Below are 19,504 nucleotides of genomic sequence, written 5' to 3'. Positions count from 1 at the left end.
TCTCCTTACCAGTTGAACAGCTCGTCGGTCTCATCGCGGGCGCCGGCGAGGATGTTCGGCTGCGTGTTGCCGCTTTCGCGGGCGCGCGTGAAGGCTCGATCCAGATGCGCGGTCAGCTCTTCAACGACCGGTTTCATTTTGAGCCGGACCAGTCCGATCGGAGTGCGGGTATCGAAGAGGACAACGAGAATCAGCCGCCGGGCTACGTCGGCCACAGACATCGACTCCTTTTCTCCCTGATGAAAAAGCGTCGTGAAGTCCGTTTCGCCAATGAGACGAGCCAGCTGGTCGTTCGCGCTGAAATCGGCGGCTGTCAGCGTAGCGAAAACCGTGGGATCGAATGTCAGGGCCTGGCCGACCGTCGTGATCAACTGTCCCGACCGGTCCACGATAAGCGCAGAGTGCGCGCCGGTTTCGGCCAGGCACCGCAGCACGGTGGCTGTATGCCGCCAAGGTCTTCTTCGTCGAATGACCAGCTCGCTGAGCCAGGTTGCATCGCGTCTAGGGTAACGATGCTTCGACGCGCCGCATCAGCGCGACGCCACGCTGCCGGAGCGCAGGGCTTCGTTCCCACGCGATATACTCGCGAAGCAAACGCGCTGTGCCAACTGACGGGCGAGTGCGCAGAAAGCTGAGCGCGCCGAGTCGTCGCAGGGGATGACGGCTGAACAGATCGTGCTGAAACTCCCGCTGAATGCGGCTCCACACGAGCGCACCAAGCGTCAGGCCTCCAAAAAACCCCAGCGCGGCAAACGAGCCATTACGGCGATCAATCACATCGCCCGCCGTGCGGACAGTGCTTGTGCAATCGTCACTCCGTCAGCGTATTCGAGATCTCCACCTACCGGGAGCCCGCGCGCTATGCGCGTAACCACGAGATGGAACGGGGATAACTTGCGCTGAACGTACAATGCCGTGGCCTCGCCCTCAATGCTTGGGTTTGTCGCGAGAATCACTTCACGCACCAGGCCTCCCGAAACACGCTGCTCCAGCTGCGGAATCGTGAGGTCGTCGGGCCCGATCCCATCGAGCGGCGACAGGCGTCCACCCAGAACGTGATAAACCCCGCGAAATTCGCCGGCCCGCTCGATCGCACCGATGTCCGCCGCATCTTCCACAGTACAGATCGTCGCATTGTCCCGCCGTACATCGCTGCAGATCGAGCAGACATCCTCCTCGGTAAGATTGAAACAGCGGGTGCATGCACGCACCCGCTCCAGCGTAGCCAGCGCCGCCGCCAGCCGGCTGACATGCTCCGTCGGCTGCTTGAGAAGATGGTATGTAAGACGCAACGCCGTCTTTCGACCTATGCCCGGCAGTCGGGCCAGCTCGGTCGTAAGCGTCTCGATTGCCGACACTCAGAACGGCAGTTTGAACGGCAACGCCATGCCACCGGTGAGCTTGGACATCTCCTGCTTTGCAAGGTCCGCCGATTTCTGCTGTGCATCCCTCAAGGCCACCAACAACAGATCCTCGAGCATTTCGACATCGGATGCGCTCACAATAGACGGATCAACCCTCACCTTCGTAATCTGGCCCTTGCCGTCGGCTTCGACGTTTACCATACCGCCCCCTGAGCTGCCGGACACCGACATATTCTGCAGCTCGTCCTGGATCTTTTCGAGTCGGCCCTGCATCTGCTGAGCCTGCTCCAGGATTTTGGTGAAATCGGCCATGTGTTCTCTTCGGTTGTAGGTTCTTGTCAGTCGAGCAATTCGAGGTCGAGGGCATCGACAGCGGCGTCGAGCACCGGATCCTGTGCACGCAATGACTGCAGACGCTCGGCGATCACCGATTCCGTGGTGAGCCTCGGAGTTGAAGCGTCGCCTGCGGTCTGGTTGAAGCCATGCTTCCAGTTGCCGGACGGTGTGAACGGGGGCGTGGTCGACTTCGGCATATCCGAAGCGGACCCATCCGCGGCCGGCATACCCGAAGCTGAGGTAAGCTCGGTCGGAGACTCCTGTACACTGCGTCGCGGAGGGGGCTGCTCACTGCTGACTGAACTGTCGCGACGGCGCGCCGGCCGCGCTGCCGGCGACGCCGGTGGCGTCGGCCCGCTCAGCCCCTTCAACACTTCCTCCAGAGAAACTGACCGATCGAGCAGCGCAAAGCGCACGAGAAGCATCTCGACGAGAAGCTGCTGCTGCGAGCTCCGGCGAAACTGGATTTCCATGCCGTTCAGCATCGACAACATGCGCAACAGATCGCCCGCGGAAAAGTCGGACTTGCGCATCTCGAGAGCTGCTCGGGCACGTGAGCTCAACCCCTCTATCGATCCCTCCAGCACTACCGCCAGCTGAGCCCGGAGCATGTCGGAAAGGCCGGAGAGGAAAAGACCAAAATCGACGCCCGAATTCGCAAGTCGCCCCGTAACCCCGAACACGTCGCCTGCCCGGCGGCCGGCAACAAGCTCGAGAACCGCCAGGTATTCGTCTTCAGGGACAAGGCCGAGAGCAGTGCGAACGCGATCGGCTGTCATTCCGCCATCGCCGATCGATATCACCTGGTCCGTGAGACTCAACGCATCTCTCATAGAGCCGTCGGCTGCACGGGCGATTATGGCCAGCGCCTCAGGAGCCGCCGGAATGTTTTCTTCCGCGAGGATAGATTCGAGACGTTTGATGATTTCTGCTGCACCGATCCGCTTCAGATCGAATCGCTGCAACCGGCTCAATACCGGCGCTGCCGACTGCGCGATTTTCTGGGGTTCAGTAGTCGCAAACACGAACACCACGCGCGACGGCGGTTCTTCCAGGATCTTGAGCAGCGCATTCCATGCTTCTCTAGTGAGCATATGCGCTTCATCGACGATGTAGACCTTGTACCGATCATCCCCGGATGGCGCGTACATCGCGCGTTCGCGAAGGTCACGGGCGTCGTCGACGCCGCGGTTCGATGCCGCATCGATCTCGACTACGTCGAGGCTCGAACTGCCGCTCCAGATGCGTTTGCAGGAAACACATTCGCCGCATGGCTCCCCGTCCGCCTGCTTGTTGTCGCAGTTGAGCGCCATCGCCAGCACGCGGGCGAGCGTTGTCTTCCCCACGCCTCTCGGCCCGCAGAGCAGGTAGCCATGAGCCACCCGTCCGCGCGCAATCGCACCCTTGAGCGTGTTGGACACATGCGACTGCACGGCCACGCCGGCGAAGTTTCGAGGTCGGTATTTACGGGCGAGTGCGAGCGACATTAGGGAGGGAAAATACCCCAGGCCTGACGGAGCAACAGAAGACACCGCATGCCGCTGCTACCTTCGGGGTCCTGACGGAGTTAGTGGGCTTTCGCCCTCCGGGACCTGGGGCACTGGAAATATAAGCACCGCCTGGAAGTGCGGGCAAATATGAAAAAGCCCGCTGCCGGGATTCTCCGGCAGCGGGCGTGTTTCCATGAGCGCCGTATACTAGCGCTTCACCTTGATGTCGGGTGTCTTGATCATCGTCGTGTCCTTCTTCACGTCGATATCGGGTGTCACGACTCTCGTCGTATCAGTGCCGACTTCGACCGACGGAATGTTCATTGTGTCGGTGACTGTCCCGACCACAGGCTTTTCTACTTCAAGATCACCGTCCGCAGTCTTGCTGCACGCGGTAATCGATACGGCCAGAACGGCCACTGCAAATAGCTTGCGCACGAGACGCCTCCCCCAGAATGTAAGTCGCGCCGCTCTCTACGGCGCTATGTATTATATCGCAACAACCTTGCCTAAACAACTCAATCCTCGAACGCCTCACGCTGAAGCTTTCTAACTCGCCGCAGGTCATAGACTTGCGCGACCTCGCCGCCGAGAATAAAAAGTATGGCGACGTAGTAAACCCACACGACGACGATCACCAGCGCCGCCAGTGTGCCGCTGTAGAAGGAACCCGGATTGAACGACCGAACGTAGGCGCCGAACACATTCTTCGCCACTTCAAGCAGGAAACTCGTAAACAGCGAGGCAATCAGCGCCGTCTGCCAGCGGATGCGGCGGTTCGGCAAAAACTTGTACAGGGAGAAAAACATCATTGCGATGAAGCTGAACGCAACGATCTGACCGATGTTGTATTCCAATGCACCCATCACGTCCTTCCGCAATCCCAGCTCCCCGAGCACCAGCAGCCCCTGCGAAGTCGCGAGCGCCAGATATGCGCTGAGTCCGGTGTACGCAATCAGCAGCAGAGTCGAGACGATCGTGATCTGGACGTCGAAAATTTTACCAGCGATGATGCCACGGTCGGAGTCGATGTCGAAGATCTGCGCCAGCACGCTGCGCAGCGAGCCGAACAGCCGCGTCGATAACCATATGAAGCTCAGCACGGCGTAAGTGCCGAGCGCCTGCCTCGAATTGACGATATCGACCATGATCGTCCCAATCGGCGATTCCTGTCCTGCCGGACGCTCGGGAAGGAAGCTGTCGATAATCTGATTGATCTCGCCGGAGGTGACATCGGCGGAGTGATTGAGAATATATGCCAGTCCGGTGGCCAGCAGCAGGAAGAACGGCACGGCCGCGAGGAGAAGGTTGAACGCTATTCCCCCCGCCAGAAAAAAAATATTGTCCTCACCGGCATTATCCCAGACGCGCCTGGAGTAGTCCCGAAGCGTCCAGCCGATCCTGATATGGAGCGGCCGTTTCGCCACTAGCTCTCTTTATACGCAGCCTTCGTTTCGGCGATGCGCCCTTCGAGCTCGACACGCGCTTCGCGGGCCGCCAAACGTCCAGCGTCCACAGCGTTGGTGACCTGGCGTCGCTTGAGATCGACAGCATCCCGTGCAGCGCCAATTCGATTTTCAACGCGATACCTAGCGTCCTGAATGGTCTGATTCACCGTCCCGCTGACGTCCGAGACGAGATTCTGGGCTTGATCGCCCACCTTCCGCGCGCTGCGCTCAAGTTCCCGACGTGTGGCTTCCCCGCTGCGCGGCGCGAAGAGGAGCGCAAGGCCGGCACCAACCGCCAGGCCTGCCATGAACGACCCTATACCAGGCTGCTGCCGTTCAATTACCACGTACGCATCCTCTTCATCAAAATTATAGCTCGACATTTGCTACATCCTCCAATTAGCGCTTTTTGACCTTGCTCTTCGCCGTGCGACTTTTCGACGCGCCGGCGAAGGCCGGTATTTCCACGGGCTCGGCACGCGCCGACCCGTTTACATGAATCAGTGATGCAATCTCCGCGCGCACGTCCTCAGCCGAGATGCCCACTACCTTGGCAGTACGGACAGCATCGCCGTTCATGGAAGCAAACGTGCGAAGCACAAGCTGCTTTCGCGTGTCCGCAAGCGATGCCCCCACCGCAACAATAATTGGAAGCGGCGTTTCTCCGGTAATCCGCATATGGCGCGGCATGATATCGTCCCATTCGATTTTCTCGCCCCGAGCCATGATCACTGCCCGCTCGACAGCGTTCTTCAACTCCCGAACATTTCCCGGCCAGTTATGGGAGATCAGCCACTCCCAAGCGCGCTCGTCGAATGTTGTGATCTTCTTGCCATTCTGCTGTGAAAACCGAGCCAGGAACTCGTTGGCCAGCAGCTTGATATCGCCCGCCCGGTCTCGCAACGGCGGCAACATCACCTCGACGACGGCCAGCCGGTAGTAGAGATCTTCGCGCAACTCGTTTTCAGCGAGCGCTTTCTGAAGATCCCGGTTGGTCGCGGCGACAATACGGATATCCACCGAGATTTCCTTCTTGCCCCCGAGACGCCGGATGGTCCGGGTCTCGATCGCGCGAAGCAGCTTGACCTGAATATCGGTCGCCATCTCGGCGACTTCATCGAGAAATATGGTTCCGCCATCCGCCATCTCGAACGCGCCGGCCTTCTCATTCGTCGAGCCGGTGAACGCACCCTTCTCATGGCCAAACAGCTCGTTCTCGAGGATATCTTTCGGCAGCGCAGCACAGTTCAGAGCGAAAAACGGCCCCTTGGCCCGGTCACTTTGAGTGTGAAGAGCACGGGCCACCAGCTCCTTGCCAGTCCCCGACTCACCCAGAATCATCACGCTCGCGGTTGACGTTGCGACGGCGTCGATGATCTGATAAACGGAGCGCATCTCGTCGGACTGGCCCGTGAGCTCACCGTAATGGGTGAAGCCTTCGAGTTTCGACGACAGCTCGCGATTTCGCTGCTGCACGTTGAACTTCTCCAGTGCCTTTGGAATCAATGCCTTGAGCCGGTTCAGCTTCTCCGCTGTCAGCGGCTTTTCTATGTAATCATATGCGCCCTCGCGCATTGCCTGAACCGCCGAATCAACCGTGCCCTGGCCAGTGACGATTATGCACTCAGTGGGGATGCCAAGGCGTTGCAGCTCCTTGAGCAGGGCAAGTCCGTCGATCTTCGGCATCTTGAGGTCGGCCAGTACCAGACCGAAACTGTCGGCACTGAGCTGGTCGAGCGCCCTTTTCCCATCCTGCGCCACCGCGACTTCGTAACCCTCTCCGCTGAGGATCGCACTAAGTGCGTTCGTCATGGAAAGCTCGTCATCGGCTATCAGGATTTTTGCTTTGTTCATGCGTTCAGTCTGTGTCAGCCAGGCTTCTTGCGGAGAGGGTTAATATAATCGCTGTGTCGATTGCTTCGGTGCGCACTCCCGCGGCAGCACCGAGCACGGCCAGACGGCCCAGCACGCGCTCTGACTCCGGCCCCGCCGCCGCTACGCGAACGGAATGCGAAGAGATCAGCTCACACTTCACCTCGCCGTTCGTGCCCACCGCGCCGAGCAGCAGGTCCAACAGGCCAAGAGCGGCTTCGGCAAGCTTCGCCGACGCCTCGGCCTGCTCCACGGCCTGCGCCACAAACTGCTCTGCAGCAGCTACATCGCCTCCTGCCCCGCTGGTTATGGCGCGAACTACCTCGAGGTTCACCAGTAGTCCGTTCAAGGCATTTCGCAGTTCGTGTCCCAATCGGTGGGTCGCCTCGAGCAGGATTGGTACGCACTGACAACCGCCAGTCGATCGGGCGTCAGTCACTCAGGTCCGCGTCATCAGGCGCAGCCGCCACAGTTGCCATTCCTTCGTGGGGCTGTTGCCGGTGCTGCCTCACGATCTTGACATGCTTTGCCGCAGCTCCAGCTGTGCCGGCAACGCCAAGCTGTGTGAAAAGGAAGTTGAACTTGGCGTCGTACGCGTCCGCAAGCACCTGTTTGCATTCGGCGTCGAGATCCCAGAAACGCTTCTTGAAAGGCCCCAGCGCCTTCTTCCTCGTCTTGTAGAAAAACTGCTCATCGGAATCCGTTCCTTTCCGCTCGTCGACGGCATTTGTCTTCAACCACTCATAGATCTCGGCGCGAAGCCCCGCCGGAATGCGATCATAGAGCATCGTCTGAAAATTGGTTGCAAGGTGGATCTCGGCCGTACCGGTGCGCGGAAAATTGTTGAACGCGTTGTCCGAAAGCGTGGATGCACCATGTTGAACCGCACCGGCAAGCCCATAATCGTCGCGGGCCACGTCCGAAAGAATTTTGAGCGTGTCCAGATCGATCTTCACATCGGCAATTGTGCCATCCGCCAGCACGACTCCGCCGTGTGTCGTTCCGGACTGAACACTGATTTTCGAGAGGCCCGCCATTCCCGGGGCCTGATTCTCCAGCGTGCGATTGAATCCATTCATGTACGCACGCAGCTCCTCCACGGTGCTGTTTTCGGTTCCCACCTCCCCGATCTCACCGCCGAGCGAAATGTCGATCCCCTCGGGTTGCAGACCGCGGACGTACAGGGCAAGCGCCGCCGCCTGTTCATAGTTCGTCCGCTGCTGTTCGTTCAGCTCCGGTTTCGACAAATCCACCAGCGTCGAAGTATCGATATCGATGTTGTAGAAACCTGCTGACACGGCCTCGAGGGCCAGCTGTTTCACAGCGTCCACCTCCGCCACCGGGTCGACGGCGAATTTTTTTGCGCTCACCTGAAAATGATCTCCCTGAATGAACAGAGGACCCCGCCACCCTTCGCGCAGCGCAGCTGCCATCAGGACCGCCACATACTCCGACGGGCGCTGATCGGTGTAGGCGATCTCGGACCGCGCGATCTCACAGATAAACGCCCCGGCATCGAGCTTGATTGCAGTTCTGAATATCGCACGGGCGGTGTCGTAAGCCATCCCGCGGACGTTCATTGCCGGTACCGTGTAGCCACCGGTTTCGCCGCGTCCGCGAGCCAGGTACAATTCGTGAATCGACGACGGCACAACGCCCACTGTCTGCCCGATTTCCCAGATCAGCCAGCGCGCGTTTTCCCGGCCGGCCTGATCGCCGAAAACAGCCGCGCGAACGAGCTCGTCCATCGCCGGCGATGCGAGAACGGCCTCATCATTCACTGTCACCACGCCGTCGTCGACGCGGACCGAGCCCTTCATCAGTTTTTCATGCATTTGATCGAGAAACTCGCTGCGTAGGTAGTAAGGGCAAGACCATCAGACTGTCCAGCGCGGATCGGCCGCGGGCAACGATTCCCATTCCCTGCGCGCGTCATCCGAGCCGGGTCTGCCAAGAAGCGCATACGCGAACTGCTTCCCAAGCTCGACACCGGGTTGATTGAACGCGTCGATTCCGTATAGCTGACCCGCGTAAGCAGTCGCCAGCTCGAGCATCATCATCAACCCGCCGACATGCCACGGGTCCACCCGGTCGAGCATGATAGTCATGTTCGGCCGCTTTCGCCGGGCAAGCGCCCCGGCGGTGGCACGCTGCTCGACATCGATAAGCTCGCCGAGTGTATGGGACCCCAGATATCCAAGCTCTGTGATATGGCCGAAGCCGGCTGGAATTGTCACGTCCATCGATCGTTCCACGATCGCCACGAATGTCACTGTCTTGTTCATCGGACCTTCCATGAAAAGCTGCACCTGGCTGTGCTGGTCGGTGGCGCCAAGCGCGGCGAGAGGCGTTGGCCCGACAAAGGTGCCGTCGGGCTTTTGCTTGCCCAGACTCTCTGCCCACAGCTGGACAAACCACGCCGCGAAATCGCGAAGCTGGTCGGAATAGGGCATGAAGACGTTAATCAGCTTGCCGTTGCGGGTATCGGCCATCCACTGCAGGGTAGCGAACACCCCCGCCGGATTCTGTCGCAACTCATCGGTGTCGCAGCGAGCCGCCATTGCGGCGGCGCCGTCGAGCAGCTCGCCCACATCGACGCCCACCAGCGCCGCGGGAAGCATTCCCACGGGCGTAAGTACGCTGAATCGCCCTCCTACATTCGAAGGTATGTCGAGTGCTGGAATCCCTTCGGCAGCCGCCAGCGGTCGCAAGGCTCCCTGCGCCGGATCGGTGATGAAGACGAACCGGTCGGTGATGGGGATGCCGGCGTCCCGGAGCCGCCCGGCGACGATGAGAAACTGCGACATCGTCTCCGCGGTACCACCGGATTTGGAAGTTACGACGAAAAGTGTGCGCGACAGTGCCAGCTGGCCGAGCAGCGCGCTGATCGTCACCGGGTCGACGTTGTCGAGTACGTGCAGGCGCGGAAATCCACCGCGCTCCGCCGCAGAGAGCATGTTCCAGCCGCTGGGCCTCAGAGAGGTTCTCAGCGCGATGGGCCCTAGTGCCGAACCGCCAATGCCCAGAACGACGATGTCGTCGTGGGCACCACGGGCCGAGGCAACGTAGTCAGTAACTTGCTGGCGAAGCGCCGGTTCGGAAACGACGTCCGCAAAGCCCACCGCTCGGGCCTCCCGAAGCCGTGTGAAATCGGCATGGGCCGCGCTGAATGCCTGGGCAGCGTCGCCCCATGCGGCTTCGTCGAGGCCACCCACGCCTGCGCCGATCATGTTGGAGTAGTCGATGCGGATACTCATAACAATCCTCTGGTCAGTCCACGCGAACGGTTAGTCCATCAAAAGCTGGTGCTATGCCGTGCGGCAGCTCGGCTTCGAGGTCGGCGTGAAAATTGTCGTGGGTGAGATGCGTCAGATAAGTTCGCTCCGCACCTACTGCCTGTGCGACGCGAATGGCTTCAGGAATACTGAGATGCGTCGGGTGCCCGCTCCGAAAAAGGGCGTTGACCACCATTACCTTCACCCCCGTGAACCTCTCGATCGCCCGCTGTGAAAGCGTCTTGGCATCCGTTACGTAACCCAGGGAACCGATACGATAACCGAAAACATTTACCTGCCCATGAGGCACGGCAACAGGAAGCACTCCTGCGCCCGCAATCTCGGTCATCTCGTCGTCGGCAAGAGGCATCGCGCGGCCTTCGGGCTTGGAAGTACCGGGAAGCGCGCGGATGCTGTCGTCGAAGATATATGGGAATCGTGACGCCAGTCGAGTGAGAGAATCGGCAGGTCCATACATCTCGAGCGGGGCATCACGTCTGTTCGAGATTGCGCGAATGTCGTCGAGTCCATGGGTATGATCCGCATGGTCGTGGGTGAACAACACGGCGTCGACTCTGTCGACGCCCGCGGATATCAGCTGCAGGCGCAATTCAGGAGGCGTGTCGATCAACAGACGCGCGCCATTGTCGGTCTCTACCAGCGCGCCCACGCGGGTTCGCTTATCCCGCGGGTCGGGCGACTTGCACACCGCACACTGGCAGCCAACCTGTGGCACCCCGAAGCTGGTGCCGGTTCCCAGGAAAGTCAGCTTCACAGCAGGCGCTGAGTCGGTTCAGTGGCCGCGCGCTCGGCGAGCAGCGTCACACCGTTTCGACCTTCAGCAGATTGGTCGTACCTGGCCGGTCGAATGGTACACCAGCCGTCACGATGATCCTGTCGCCCGTAACAGCGAGCTCGCGGCGAACAACCGCCTCCTTTGCCCGCTCCATCATCTCCTCATAGTTCTCGCAATGCGGAACGAGCTCGGGGATGACGCCCCAAACGAGCGCGAGTTGCCGATACGTTCGTGGCTGGTCGGTTAGCACAAGAATCGATACGCCTGGACGGTGGGCAGCGACAATGCGTGCTGAGAAGCCGCTCTTGGTGAATACAACGACGAGCGGAGCATTCAGCATGTCCACCGCTGCCGTTGTGGCTGCAGCAATGGCCACCTCCGTCGTCACGCCTCCATTCACTTCGCGATTGCTGTCGCGCATGGGCTTTGCCGGCGGCGGGTGTTTTTCCACTTCAGTGATGATCCTGCGCATTGCCTCGACGGCCAGGCGCGGATACTCCCCCACCGCTGTTTCCGCCGACAGCATGACGGCGTCCGTGCCGTCGAGAATCGCATTGGCAACGTCGCTTGCTTCGGCGCGCGTCGGGCGGGGATGCGTGATCATCGACTCCAGCATCTGCGTCGCCGTGATAACCGGACGACCGAGCCTGTTTGCCAGTCCGATAATGCGCTTTTGGGCTCCCGGAACTTCCTCGAACGGAAGCTCGACACCGAGATCGCCGCGCGCCACCATCACCGCATCCGAGGCGATGATGATGCTCTCGATGTTGGCCAGCGCAATGTCTTTTTCAATCTTCGCCACGATAAGGAGACCACGCGGAACCATCGATCGGAGCTGCTCGATATCCTGCGCGCGCCGAACGAAGCTGAGCGCGAGGTAGTCGAGCTCGTTCTCGATGGCAAAAGCAATGTCCGCCTCATCCTTGAGCGTTATCGACGGAGCCGACACCTGCACTCCCGGCAGGTTGAGTCCCTTATGGGGATTGATACCCCCCCCGTGAAGAACGCGCGTTCTCACCCGCGGGGCGGCGACTTCCATTGCGATGAGCTCGATCAGGCCATCGTCCACGAGAATGCGGTCGCCGACTTTGACATCCAACGCCAGCTGGTCGTAGGTGATCGGGATCTCACCCTCTGTCTCGAGGCCTTCATGCACGAGCGTGATGTCTTCACCCTGGGCAACGTGAATCGTGCCGGGAATGTCCCCAACCCGAATACGGGGTCCCTGCAGGTCGCCCAGAATCGCCACCGGGCGCGACAGAGTGGTGGATACCCTGCGGATGGTCTCGATCATCTCGGCATGCTGATGATGCATGCCGTGCGAAAAGTTGAGGCGGGCCACATTCATGCCCGCCTCCATCAGCCCCCGGATGCCGTCTTCAGTCGCGCTGGCCGGCCCAATAGTGCAGACGATCTTGGTGCGCGGGATGTGCGCCGATGTCACTGCCGCGCTGTCAACTGACTCATCTTCTGTCCGATGCCGCCGATGAGTGTGTCAAAGGACTTCTGGAAGCTTGAAAGCCCGTCGATCAGAAGCTTGTCGGTGACCGATTCCATCGACACTCCAACCGCCTCGATTTCCCGAAGCACGCCTTCGGCCGCCCCGAGTCTCCTGTCTACGGTTCGCTGCACGTCTCCGTGATCGCGGAACGCGTCGATGAGCTTTGGCGGCATCGTATTGACTGTATCGGGTCCGATCAACTCCTCCACGTACAGCACGTCGCGATAGGCGGGATTCTTGACGCCGGTGCTCGCCCAGAGCGGCTGTTGAACCCGCGCTCCCCGGGCTGCAAGTGCCTCCCATCTGGGCTCGGCAAATCGTCTGGTAAACAATCGATAAGCGAGCTTGGCATTTGCAACCGCGGCGCGACCCTTCAGGAGCTTTATGCGATCCTTGTCAGCAGGATTCGCGGACTTGATCAGCTCGTCGAGCCGCACGTCGACTTCGGTGTCGACCCTGCTGACGAAGAAGCTCCCGACAGAAAAAATGCCGTTGACGGATTTTCCTGCCGCGATGCGGTCCTCGATACCAGACATGTACGCGTCAATTACGCCGTCGTGCGCAGCCAGCGAGAACAGCAGCGTGATGTTGACATTGATCCCTTCCGAAATGAGCTGCCTCACAGCAAGGGTTCCCTGGGCAGTACCGGGCACTTTTACCATGACGTTGGGCCGGCCGACAGATTGCCAGAGACGGCACGCCTCGTCGACCGTCTGATTGCATTCGTGCGCAACGCCGGGCGAGACTTCTATCGAGACATAGCCATCGGATCCGTTGGTCGCCTCGTACGTGCTGGCGAACAGATCGCATGCACGACGAACGTCTGTGGTTTCGACGAGCTCGAACAACTGCGAAGGAGACAACCCGGCTTCAGCACCCATCAGCTGCTCGTCGTAAGACTCGCCTTCGGCGAGCGCTTTCTCGAAGATTGTCGGGTTGGATGTCATCCCCGTGAGTGAATCCTCTTCGATTCTCTGTCCAAGGGTTCCATCGTAGAGCATCGTCCGGTCGATATTGTCGAGCCAGATGGACTGGCCTTCTTCGTGGAGCTTTGCAAGCCTGTTAATGGGCATGGTTCCTCTGTGGTTCAATGCTACCGGAGCCGACCCTTTGTCGATTACCGTCCAACGCGCCACTCGGTGGTGGCCTCCACGGTTCCCCAGCCGAGCTTGAGGATACCGTGAGGAAGCGTCGTCGACGGAGCGTTTTCCGGTGTGGGAATCAACCACCATGTCAGACTCTCGAGAGGTGTAGCCACTGACCGCACCCTCATGTCCACGCGGGCAAGATCCTGGCGCGCGTCGTAGTCAGTACCCCATTCGAACACCTGTTTGCTGATCACGAGCTTCCACCCGGTCCGCGATGGAATAGTAAACAGCGAATAGACACCACGCGGTACAAAAGAGTTACCGATCGTGAGGTCGACTTCGGTGGTGAGATGGGTTGCGACGTTGGCACCCGATCTCCACGTCGAATCGAAAGGGACGAGATCGCCGAAGACGGCGCGCCCGCGGGCATGTGGCTGGCCGTAATCGATGGCGATGCGTGCCGGGCCAGAGACCGCGGCAGCGGCGCGCCAATTCCCGCCTATCATCCGCATGCTGATGAGCACTTCCACGGATGCGCGGGTGCTGGGGGCCGCTCTCGGGATGGCAGGCGGCTGCGCGGCTGCGGCTGGTGGCGCAGGAGGCGTCTGGGCGCCGGCGACCGACGCGGAACCCGCAAGCATCGCGGTTGCAAGAAGACTGCGTACAGATGGCATCTTGTTAAATCCCCTATCGTTTGGTGAACACGAGAACTGCACCGCCGTTGTGGTCGGTGCCGAATCTCGTCGTTGCGTCCGGCGCATTCAGGTACTCCACTCGCAACATCGCCTGTGCGTCGAGATTGCGAAGTGCACTGAGCGAGCCCATCTGGATGTTGTCAATGTAGACGACGGCCGTTGCCGGCGCGGTCTCGGTCAGCGAGGATTGTCCTCTGGACCTCAGGTACTCAGGCCTGAGCTGTGCCACCACGTCATACGCCGTAGCCCCGCTCGACCCGGCAATCTCAGCGCTCTCGATGACATCGCGATTTCGCGAGCTACCTCGCGACCCTCCGGAGGACGTCGCCGCACAAGCCGCGCAGAGCAGGACAACCGCAAGCAATTTGCACAGCTGCATGATGACCCCCGATCTCGGAATGACGCCGGAATATATACAGCCGGCGCTGGCTTGGAGCTTGCACCACGTGTAGTGAACCTGAACGGAGTTGCCAGATGGTGGATCTAACAGAGATGAAAGACCCTGTATGCGGAATGACGGTAACGAAAGACACCGCCGCCGGCGAAGCGGAACACGAAGGTAAGACCTACTACTTCTGCTCCAGTGACTGCAGGCAGCAGTTTGAAGCTGAGCCGGAAAAGTATGCGCACAGGAAATCAGCCGGAGGGAACGCCGGCGGCGACATCGATATCGAGCATCACGAGCCGCCGTTCACCAAGTCAGGCGGAATGGTCTCCCCAAAGTTCGGTTCGGCCGGCAGCGGCGGCGCCGAGTATGAGCGTCTTCCCGAGCAGCACGACAAGTAGCCGTTCGCACCGACAATGCAATAACCTGGGGATCACGATAGGTTACCGCATCCACCAAGGAGCTGTCAGATGCCGCCAATGATGATCAAATGTCCGAAAACCGGCCGGCCGGTATCAACCGGCCACTCCAATGACAGCAAGTCGTTTGCGGCGATCAGCGCCGAGGGCAACAAGTCGCGCTGCTCCAGTTGTGGGGGTACTCACATGTGGAACAAGGCCGACGCCTGGGTGGCGGAAGAAGCTCCCCTGCCGTTCGAGCGCCGAACGGTGAAGAAAAAGGATCCGGCGGTCTAGAAGTCCCGCTTCTTCATTTCGGCGAAGAAGCGCTCGCTCTCTGCTCGCTGCTTGATCGTCGCCTCGTCCGTCGGATCGTCCGACAGATTCCCGTCATACTTCCGGCCGAAGCCTTTCGGGATCTTTGACGTACTGCCTGATTTGGTGGCGTTCTTTTTCGCCAGCGCGGCGAGTTTTTTCTTGTCCATGGCTCCGAGTGGCTGAAGGTTGCCGGCGAGTGGATTCAGTGTTTTTCGCGGGCGCTCCTGAACTCAGTAACATTTCCAGACTGATCGCAAGACCCCGCGGAGTCAGCTTCGGAATCCCCCGCGGCATGGGCCGGGGGGCCGGGCTGCGTCTGGCCCCCGTATTGCTTCGGTATGGCAAAAACCGGTCATCGCTCAACCCAAACGGAGAATACCATGGAGCTCGATACCCTCAAGGACCTTTACATCGAAGAATTAAAGGATCTCTACAGTGCGGAGAATCAGATCATCAAGGCACTGCCTAAAATGATCAAGGCATCCGGGCATTCCGAGCTCAAGCGGGCCTTTACGAAGCATCTGAAACAGTCCGAGACCCATGTCAAAAGGCTTGAGAAGGTGTGCAAGCAGCTTGGCGTCAGCCCGAAAGGAAAGAAATGCATCGGCATGGAGGGCTTGTTAAAGGAGGGCACCGAGCTCATCAAGGACAAGCCGGACGAGGATGTTCTGGATGCTGGCCTCATCGCGTCGGCCCAGCACGTGGAGCATTACGAAATGGCCGGCTATGGATGCGTCAGAACCTATGCGCGCCAGCTGGGTTACCACGACCAGGCGGTATTGCTGCAGACCACACTCGACGAGGAAGGCGATTGCGACAAGCTGTTGACTGAAATTGCCGAGAGGTCGATCAATATTCAGGCGGAGATGTAGCAGGATTCCGCTGGTTTACAGTGAGAAGACCGGCTTAATGCCGGTCTTTTTATTCCTGCCGGCGGATCTGCAATTCGTCCCCAGCCGGACCTCCAGTTTACCGGGAGGATTATGTTGTCCGCATGCGGAACAGCGTTTGCAAACGCTGGGTATTCAGTGCATGCAGAACAATAAAACATGCGGAGATGTGTACCGATGATGAGACTTGGTTATAGAGTAGTGATAGTTCCCGCCCTGGTGCTGGCTACGCTGGGTATGACCGCTTTCCGGGCCGACAGGGTCGACGGGCAATCCGCCGTCGCGAAGCGACCGGCGGCGGGTCTGAAGCTGACGGCGGTCCTCTCGGAGCATCGCCTCGATGTGACGCGCGGCGATTCGCTGCTTGGTACTTACGACATCTCGATTGGAAAGGATGAGCATCCAACCCCAAACGGAACGTTCAAGATCAAGAAGCTCATCTGGAACCCGCGATGGGTCCCGCCTGACGCAGAGTGGGCGAAGAACAAGACAGCGAAGGCGCCCGGCGACAAGCTGAATCCGATGAAAGTCGTGAAGATTTTTTTCAAGGAGCCGGATTACTACATCCATGGTACCGCTGACCTCAACAGCCTTGGGGGAAGGGCCTCGCATGGGTGTCTGCGAATGAACCCGACAGAGGCGGCAGAGGTGGCGCGCTGGATAATGGCGCATGGCGGCGCGCCGCGGCCGGAAAACTGGTTCTTGCGGGTGTTGCATTCCCGCCGGGAAGAAAAAGTGGTCTATCTCAGGACCCCGGTTTCGCTCACCATCACTAAGTAATGTCCTGACTCCGGCCAGCGGAACGCTGGTCTCGCACAAGTGAAAGGTTCATCAACAGAAAACCCTGCCGCGGAACCATGGCAGGGTTTTTTGGTTTCGCTGCCCGCGTTTGGCAACAGCGTCATCTACACCTGCTTCAACCGCACTCCGAAAAACCGCAGACGTGGCATTTCGCACATCCCTCGGCGAATTCCATCTGAGACCCGCAGTCGGGGCAGGTTCCCATGAACGACTGATCACGATTCACGTTCTCAAAGTCATACTGAGTCTGCGCTCCGCCTGAGACGGCGCTCCCTGTGGGCACGTTGAGCAAGGGAGCAGATGCCGATTGCTGCATGCCGGGAGTCTCCGTTCTCAGTAGCTCCTGCTGCACGCCCTGTTTCACACGCATCCAGTTTTCGAGCGCTATTCCGATCGCATCGGGAACCGAGAGCACCTTGTTTGGCCCGAGCCCGATCGCGCGGTCCGATGCAATGCCTCTGAGCTGGCGGTGAATTGCCTGTATCGAAATCCCGGATCGGAGCGCCAGCGAAATGAGCCGGCCAATCGCCTCGACATCGGCCATTGCCGCACCCCCGGCCTTGCCGAGGTTGATGAATACCTCGAACGGCTGCCCCAGATCATCCTCGGTAATATTGACGAACATGGTGCCGAGCGGGGTTTCCGTGCGCGATGTGGTGCCGCGCAGCGTGTGAGGCCGTGCCCGCTTCTGCCGGCGCTGCAGATTCTCCGCTTCGGCATCGAACAACATCTTACGCAAGCGCTCTATCTCGGCTTCGTGCTCCGCAACGGTGCCCTTGAGATCGCCAATCTCGCCCCGTGCATCCATGCTTCCCTCACGCTCGGCTTTCGCCTTGTCCGTTGCGCCGGTGGACAGGACCTGATTGTCGCGCGAGCCATCGCGATACACCGTGACGCCTTTGCACTTGAGGTCATACGCAAGCTCATAAATGGCACGCACGTCCTCGCGCGTCGCCGCGTGCGAAAAATTCGTCGTCTTGGAGATGGCCGAGTCGCAGTTCTCCTGGAAAGCAGACTGCATTCGAACGTGCCACTCAGGGGCAATGTCGTGCGCGGTTACGAAGACCCGCTGCCACTTGTCGGGAACTTCCTCGAAATGGATGTGACCCTGCCTCGCGATCTTTTCAATCAGCTCGTCTGAGTACCAGCCTTCGCGCCTTGAAATCTCGAGGAAGTCCTCGTTTACATCCGGCATCATCGCGCCGGCCTGATTCCGCATGAACGCGACCGCAAAAAGTGGCTCGATTCCCGACGAGCAACCCGCAATGATGGAGATCGTACCGGTGGGGGCGATGGTGTTCACGTTGCAGTTGCGGAGCATCTGCATCGGACGGATACGCTTCCCGGCCGCATCGCGGGCGCACGTCTCATCCGGGCCCCATATCGATCGCGCCCATTCCGGGAACGGGCCGCGCGCGTGTGCCAGACGCTCGCTCTCGCGCTTCGACTCGATATCGACGAACTCCTGAAGCTCACGGCCGAATTCCACGCCTTCATCGGAATTGTATGGGAGCCCAAGCTTTATGAGTGCATCGGCAAAGCCCATGATGCCGAAACCGATGCGGCGAATGCGCTTCGAGAGGGCATCGATCTCGGGCAGCGGATACTTGTTGACATCGATGATGTTGTCGAGGAAGCGAACACACTTGTGGATATCGAGCGCAAGGCCGTCGAGATCCATCTGGCCATCATTGATGTAGCATCCGATGTTGATCGATCCAAGGTTGCATACATCGTATGGAAGAAGCGGCTGTTCGCCGCACGGATTCGTCGCCTCATAGCTTCCAACGTGTGGGACGGGGTTGTGCCGGTTGGCTTCGTCGATGAAGAAGCATCCCGGCTCGCCCGTGCGCCATGCGCCGTCAATCATCCTGTCCCATACCTCGCGAGCATCCATCTGGCCGACGACGCTGCCTGACGACGGGTCGACGAGATCGTAGCTCGTGCCCGCCCGCACCGCCGCCATGAACGCATCGGTTACCGCTACCGAAATGTTGAAATTGGTGATCTGGGTGAGATCTTCCTTGCAGGCGATAAACTGCATGACGTCGGGGTGATCGACGCGCAGAATTCCCATGTTGGCGCCACGACGGGTGCCCCCCTGCTTTACAGCATCGGTTGATGCGTCGTAAAGCTTCATGAACGACACTGGTCCCGAGGCAACGCCCGTTGTCGATCGCACCATCGCACCTGTGCCCCGCAGCCGCGAAAACCCGAACCCGGTGCCGCCACCCGACTGGTGGATGAGGGCCATCGAACGGAGAGTATCGTAGATACCGTTCTGTCCGTTGGACAGCGCGTCTTCCACAGGCAGCACGAAGCACGCGGAAAGCTGGCCCAGCGGACGGCCGGCGTTCATCAGCGTTGGCGAGTTGGGCTCGAAGCGACGCTGCGTCATCAGCTCATAGAATTCGTTTGCTGCAGCAGTGACATCGCCATCGTTGGACCCATATCGCCGGTCGGCCTCTGCGACAGTGCTCGATACCCGCCAGAACATGTCTTCGGGCTGCTCGGTCGGTTTGCCGTAACCGTCCTTGATCAGATACCTTTTTTCGATAACCGTGCGCGCATTCTGATTGAGCTGGGCGCGACCGGGTGGTGGCGTGGATGGCACATGCATCAAGACAACTCTCCGCTGAAAAAAATGGATGTCAACACTGAATTTACTTCAAAACTTCGGCCTTTCGGCATAAGCGCGATTTAGTCGGGGTGGGCAGTTTAGTCACGTTCGTGTATCCACGCCAGTGGTTATTTAAATCGTTATACCGCAATCGGTTACGGTATCAACATCACGAATGCGTCGACGATGGGCGGGTTTCCACGGGCTTTTACCGCCGTAGCGGAAGC

The 19,504-nt window shown here is 59.6% G+C and carries 23 protein-coding genes and 1 other RNA gene; 4 read left to right on the top strand and 20 right to left on the bottom strand.

The window, feature by feature from the left end; genetic code table 11:
• Positions 1–5: 5 nt before the first annotated feature.
• From WKF55_08625 to WKF55_08540, 18 genes are all read right to left on the bottom strand, one after another.
• Positions 6–434 carry a roadblock/LC7 domain-containing protein gene (locus WKF55_08625; protein ID MEJ7759644.1) on the bottom strand — a complete coding sequence of 143 codons (429 nt, stop codon included), beginning with the start codon at positions 432–434 and terminating at the stop codon, positions 6–8.
• Positions 435–501: 67 nt separating this feature from the next.
• The gene (locus tag WKF55_08620; protein ID MEJ7759643.1) at positions 502–777 is read right to left on the bottom strand and encodes a hypothetical protein; all 276 of its coding nucleotides are present in this window, start codon (positions 775–777) and stop codon (positions 502–504) included.
• The gene (gene recR, locus WKF55_08615; protein ID MEJ7759642.1) at positions 774–1,358 is read right to left on the bottom strand and encodes a recombination mediator RecR; all 585 of its coding nucleotides are present in this window, start codon (positions 1,356–1,358) and stop codon (positions 774–776) included. Before recR ends, WKF55_08620 begins: the two co-directional genes overlap by 4 nt.
• A complete protein-coding gene (locus WKF55_08610) occupies positions 1,359–1,676 on the bottom strand; it encodes a YbaB/EbfC family nucleoid-associated protein (GenBank protein ID MEJ7759641.1) in 318 nt (105 codons plus the stop codon).
• Positions 1,677–1,702: 26 nt separating this feature from the next.
• The gene (gene dnaX, locus WKF55_08605) at positions 1,703–3,187 is read right to left on the bottom strand and encodes a DNA polymerase III subunit gamma/tau (protein ID MEJ7759640.1); all 1,485 of its coding nucleotides are present in this window, start codon (positions 3,185–3,187) and stop codon (positions 1,703–1,705) included.
• A 13-nt stretch (positions 3,188–3,200) separates the two neighbouring features.
• Positions 3,201–3,297: signal recognition particle sRNA small type (gene ffs, locus WKF55_08600), an RNA gene on the bottom strand.
• Positions 3,298–3,397: 100 nt separating this feature from the next.
• Positions 3,398–3,628 carry a hypothetical protein gene (locus WKF55_08595; GenBank protein ID MEJ7759639.1) on the bottom strand — a complete coding sequence of 77 codons (231 nt, stop codon included), beginning with the start codon at positions 3,626–3,628 and terminating at the stop codon, positions 3,398–3,400.
• An 80-nt stretch (positions 3,629–3,708) separates the two neighbouring features.
• Complete coding sequence (locus tag WKF55_08590; protein ID MEJ7759638.1) at positions 3,709–4,617, bottom strand: YihY/virulence factor BrkB family protein; 909 nt, start codon at positions 4,615–4,617, stop codon at positions 3,709–3,711.
• Complete coding sequence (locus tag WKF55_08585; protein ID MEJ7759637.1) at positions 4,617–5,021, bottom strand: YtxH domain-containing protein; 405 nt, start codon at positions 5,019–5,021, stop codon at positions 4,617–4,619. The genes WKF55_08590 and WKF55_08585 overlap by 1 nt, the downstream gene beginning before the upstream one ends.
• 16 nt (positions 5,022–5,037) lie before the next feature.
• A complete protein-coding gene (locus tag WKF55_08580; protein MEJ7759636.1) occupies positions 5,038–6,492 on the bottom strand; it encodes a sigma-54 dependent transcriptional regulator in 1,455 nt (484 codons plus the stop codon).
• A 4-nt stretch (positions 6,493–6,496) separates the two neighbouring features.
• A complete protein-coding gene (locus WKF55_08575; protein ID MEJ7759635.1) occupies positions 6,497–6,949 on the bottom strand; it encodes a hypothetical protein in 453 nt (150 codons plus the stop codon).
• Positions 6,942–8,330, bottom strand: a complete 1,389-nt coding sequence (locus tag WKF55_08570) for a class II fructose-bisphosphate aldolase (protein ID MEJ7759634.1) — start codon at positions 8,328–8,330, stop codon at positions 6,942–6,944. Before WKF55_08570 ends, WKF55_08575 begins: the two co-directional genes overlap by 8 nt.
• 57 nt (positions 8,331–8,387) lie before the next feature.
• Positions 8,388–9,767 carry a glucose-6-phosphate isomerase gene (locus WKF55_08565; protein MEJ7759633.1) on the bottom strand — a complete coding sequence of 460 codons (1,380 nt, stop codon included), beginning with the start codon at positions 9,765–9,767 and terminating at the stop codon, positions 8,388–8,390.
• A gap of 13 nt (positions 9,768–9,780) precedes the next feature.
• A complete protein-coding gene (locus WKF55_08560; GenBank protein ID MEJ7759632.1) occupies positions 9,781–10,560 on the bottom strand; it encodes an MBL fold metallo-hydrolase in 780 nt (259 codons plus the stop codon).
• Positions 10,561–10,606: 46 nt separating this feature from the next.
• Positions 10,607–12,025: a pyruvate kinase gene (gene pyk / locus WKF55_08555; protein ID MEJ7759631.1), complete on the bottom strand. Its 1,419-nt coding sequence runs from the start codon at positions 12,023–12,025 to the stop codon at positions 10,607–10,609.
• Positions 12,022–13,155 carry a transaldolase gene (gene tal, locus WKF55_08550; protein MEJ7759630.1) on the bottom strand — a complete coding sequence of 378 codons (1,134 nt, stop codon included), beginning with the start codon at positions 13,153–13,155 and terminating at the stop codon, positions 12,022–12,024. Before tal ends, pyk begins: the two co-directional genes overlap by 4 nt.
• Positions 13,156–13,199: 44 nt before the next feature.
• A complete protein-coding gene (locus WKF55_08545; GenBank protein MEJ7759629.1) occupies positions 13,200–13,844 on the bottom strand; it encodes a DUF2911 domain-containing protein in 645 nt (214 codons plus the stop codon).
• 13 nt (positions 13,845–13,857) lie between these two features.
• Positions 13,858–14,244, bottom strand: a complete 387-nt coding sequence (locus WKF55_08540; protein ID MEJ7759628.1) for a hypothetical protein — start codon at positions 14,242–14,244, stop codon at positions 13,858–13,860.
• A gap of 113 nt (positions 14,245–14,357) precedes the next feature.
• Between WKF55_08540 and WKF55_08535 the strand changes: the two genes are divergently transcribed.
• Together WKF55_08535 and WKF55_08530 are read left to right on the top strand one after the other, a co-directional pair.
• Entirely contained in the window at positions 14,358–14,651 is a 294-nt protein-coding gene (locus tag WKF55_08535; protein MEJ7759627.1) for a YHS domain-containing protein, read from the top strand.
• 78 nt (positions 14,652–14,729) lie between these two features.
• Positions 14,730–14,945: a hypothetical protein gene (locus WKF55_08530; protein ID MEJ7759626.1), complete on the top strand. Its 216-nt coding sequence runs from the start codon at positions 14,730–14,732 to the stop codon at positions 14,943–14,945.
• On the opposite strand, the gene WKF55_08525 is transcribed toward WKF55_08530, so the two are convergent.
• Positions 14,942–15,133 carry a hypothetical protein gene (locus tag WKF55_08525; protein MEJ7759625.1) on the bottom strand — a complete coding sequence of 64 codons (192 nt, stop codon included), beginning with the start codon at positions 15,131–15,133 and terminating at the stop codon, positions 14,942–14,944. The genes WKF55_08530 and WKF55_08525 overlap by 4 nt on opposite strands.
• A 171-nt stretch (positions 15,134–15,304) precedes the next feature.
• Here WKF55_08525 and WKF55_08520 point away from each other — a divergent pair, with 171 nt between their 5' ends.
• On the top strand, positions 15,305–15,838 hold the full coding sequence (locus tag WKF55_08520; protein ID MEJ7759624.1) for a ferritin-like domain-containing protein: 534 nt from the start codon (positions 15,305–15,307) through the stop codon (positions 15,836–15,838).
• 195 nt (positions 15,839–16,033) lie between these two features.
• Entirely contained in the window at positions 16,034–16,636 is a 603-nt protein-coding gene (locus WKF55_08515; GenBank protein ID MEJ7759623.1) for a L,D-transpeptidase family protein, read from the top strand.
• 136 nt (positions 16,637–16,772) lie between these two features.
• On the opposite strand, the gene WKF55_08510 is transcribed toward WKF55_08515, so the two are convergent.
• Entirely contained in the window at positions 16,773–19,277 is a 2,505-nt protein-coding gene (locus WKF55_08510) for a vitamin B12-dependent ribonucleotide reductase (GenBank protein ID MEJ7759622.1), read from the bottom strand.
• Between the last annotated feature and the right edge of the window lie 227 nt (positions 19,278–19,504).

Source organism: Gemmatimonadaceae bacterium, assembly GCA_037721215.1.
Classification (GTDB): Bacteria; Gemmatimonadota; Gemmatimonadetes; order Gemmatimonadales; family Gemmatimonadaceae; genus UBA4720.
This window is presented reverse-complemented; position numbering and strand designations above follow the sequence as displayed.

Excerpts from the sequence above, each read along its gene's own strand:
- WKF55_08610 (MEJ7759641.1), bottom strand. The coding sequence starts at position 1,676 with ATGGCCGATTTCACCAAAATCCTGGAGCAGGCTCAGCAGATGCAGGGC.
- dnaX (MEJ7759640.1), bottom strand. The coding sequence starts at position 3,187 with ATGTCGCTCGCACTCGCCCGTAAATACCGACCTCGAAACTTCGCCGGC.
- WKF55_08585 (MEJ7759637.1), bottom strand. The coding sequence starts at position 5,021 with ATGTCGAGCTATAATTTTGATGAAGAGGATGCGTACGTGGTAATTGAA.
- WKF55_08580 (MEJ7759636.1), bottom strand. The coding sequence starts at position 6,492 with ATGAACAAAGCAAAAATCCTGATAGCCGATGACGAGCTTTCCATGACG.
- WKF55_08570 (MEJ7759634.1), bottom strand. The coding sequence starts at position 8,330 with ATGAAGGGCTCGGTCCGCGTCGACGACGGCGTGGTGACAGTGAATGAT.
- WKF55_08565 (MEJ7759633.1), bottom strand. The coding sequence starts at position 9,767 with ATGAGTATCCGCATCGACTACTCCAACATGATCGGCGCAGGCGTGGGT.
- tal (MEJ7759630.1), bottom strand. The coding sequence starts at position 13,155 with ATGCCCATTAACAGGCTTGCAAAGCTCCACGAAGAAGGCCAGTCCATC.
- WKF55_08545 (MEJ7759629.1), bottom strand. The coding sequence starts at position 13,844 with ATGCCATCTGTACGCAGTCTTCTTGCAACCGCGATGCTTGCGGGTTCC.
- WKF55_08540 (MEJ7759628.1), bottom strand. The coding sequence starts at position 14,244 with ATGCAGCTGTGCAAATTGCTTGCGGTTGTCCTGCTCTGCGCGGCTTGT.
- WKF55_08535 (MEJ7759627.1), top strand. The coding sequence starts at position 14,358 with ATGAAAGACCCTGTATGCGGAATGACGGTAACGAAAGACACCGCCGCC.
- WKF55_08530 (MEJ7759626.1), top strand. The coding sequence starts at position 14,730 with ATGATGATCAAATGTCCGAAAACCGGCCGGCCGGTATCAACCGGCCAC.
- WKF55_08525 (MEJ7759625.1), bottom strand. The coding sequence starts at position 15,133 with ATGGACAAGAAAAAACTCGCCGCGCTGGCGAAAAAGAACGCCACCAAA.
- WKF55_08520 (MEJ7759624.1), top strand. The coding sequence starts at position 15,305 with ATGGCAAAAACCGGTCATCGCTCAACCCAAACGGAGAATACCATGGAG.
- WKF55_08515 (MEJ7759623.1), top strand. The coding sequence starts at position 16,034 with ATGATGAGACTTGGTTATAGAGTAGTGATAGTTCCCGCCCTGGTGCTG.
- WKF55_08510 (MEJ7759622.1), bottom strand. The coding sequence starts at position 19,277 with ATGCATGTGCCATCCACGCCACCACCCGGTCGCGCCCAGCTCAATCAG.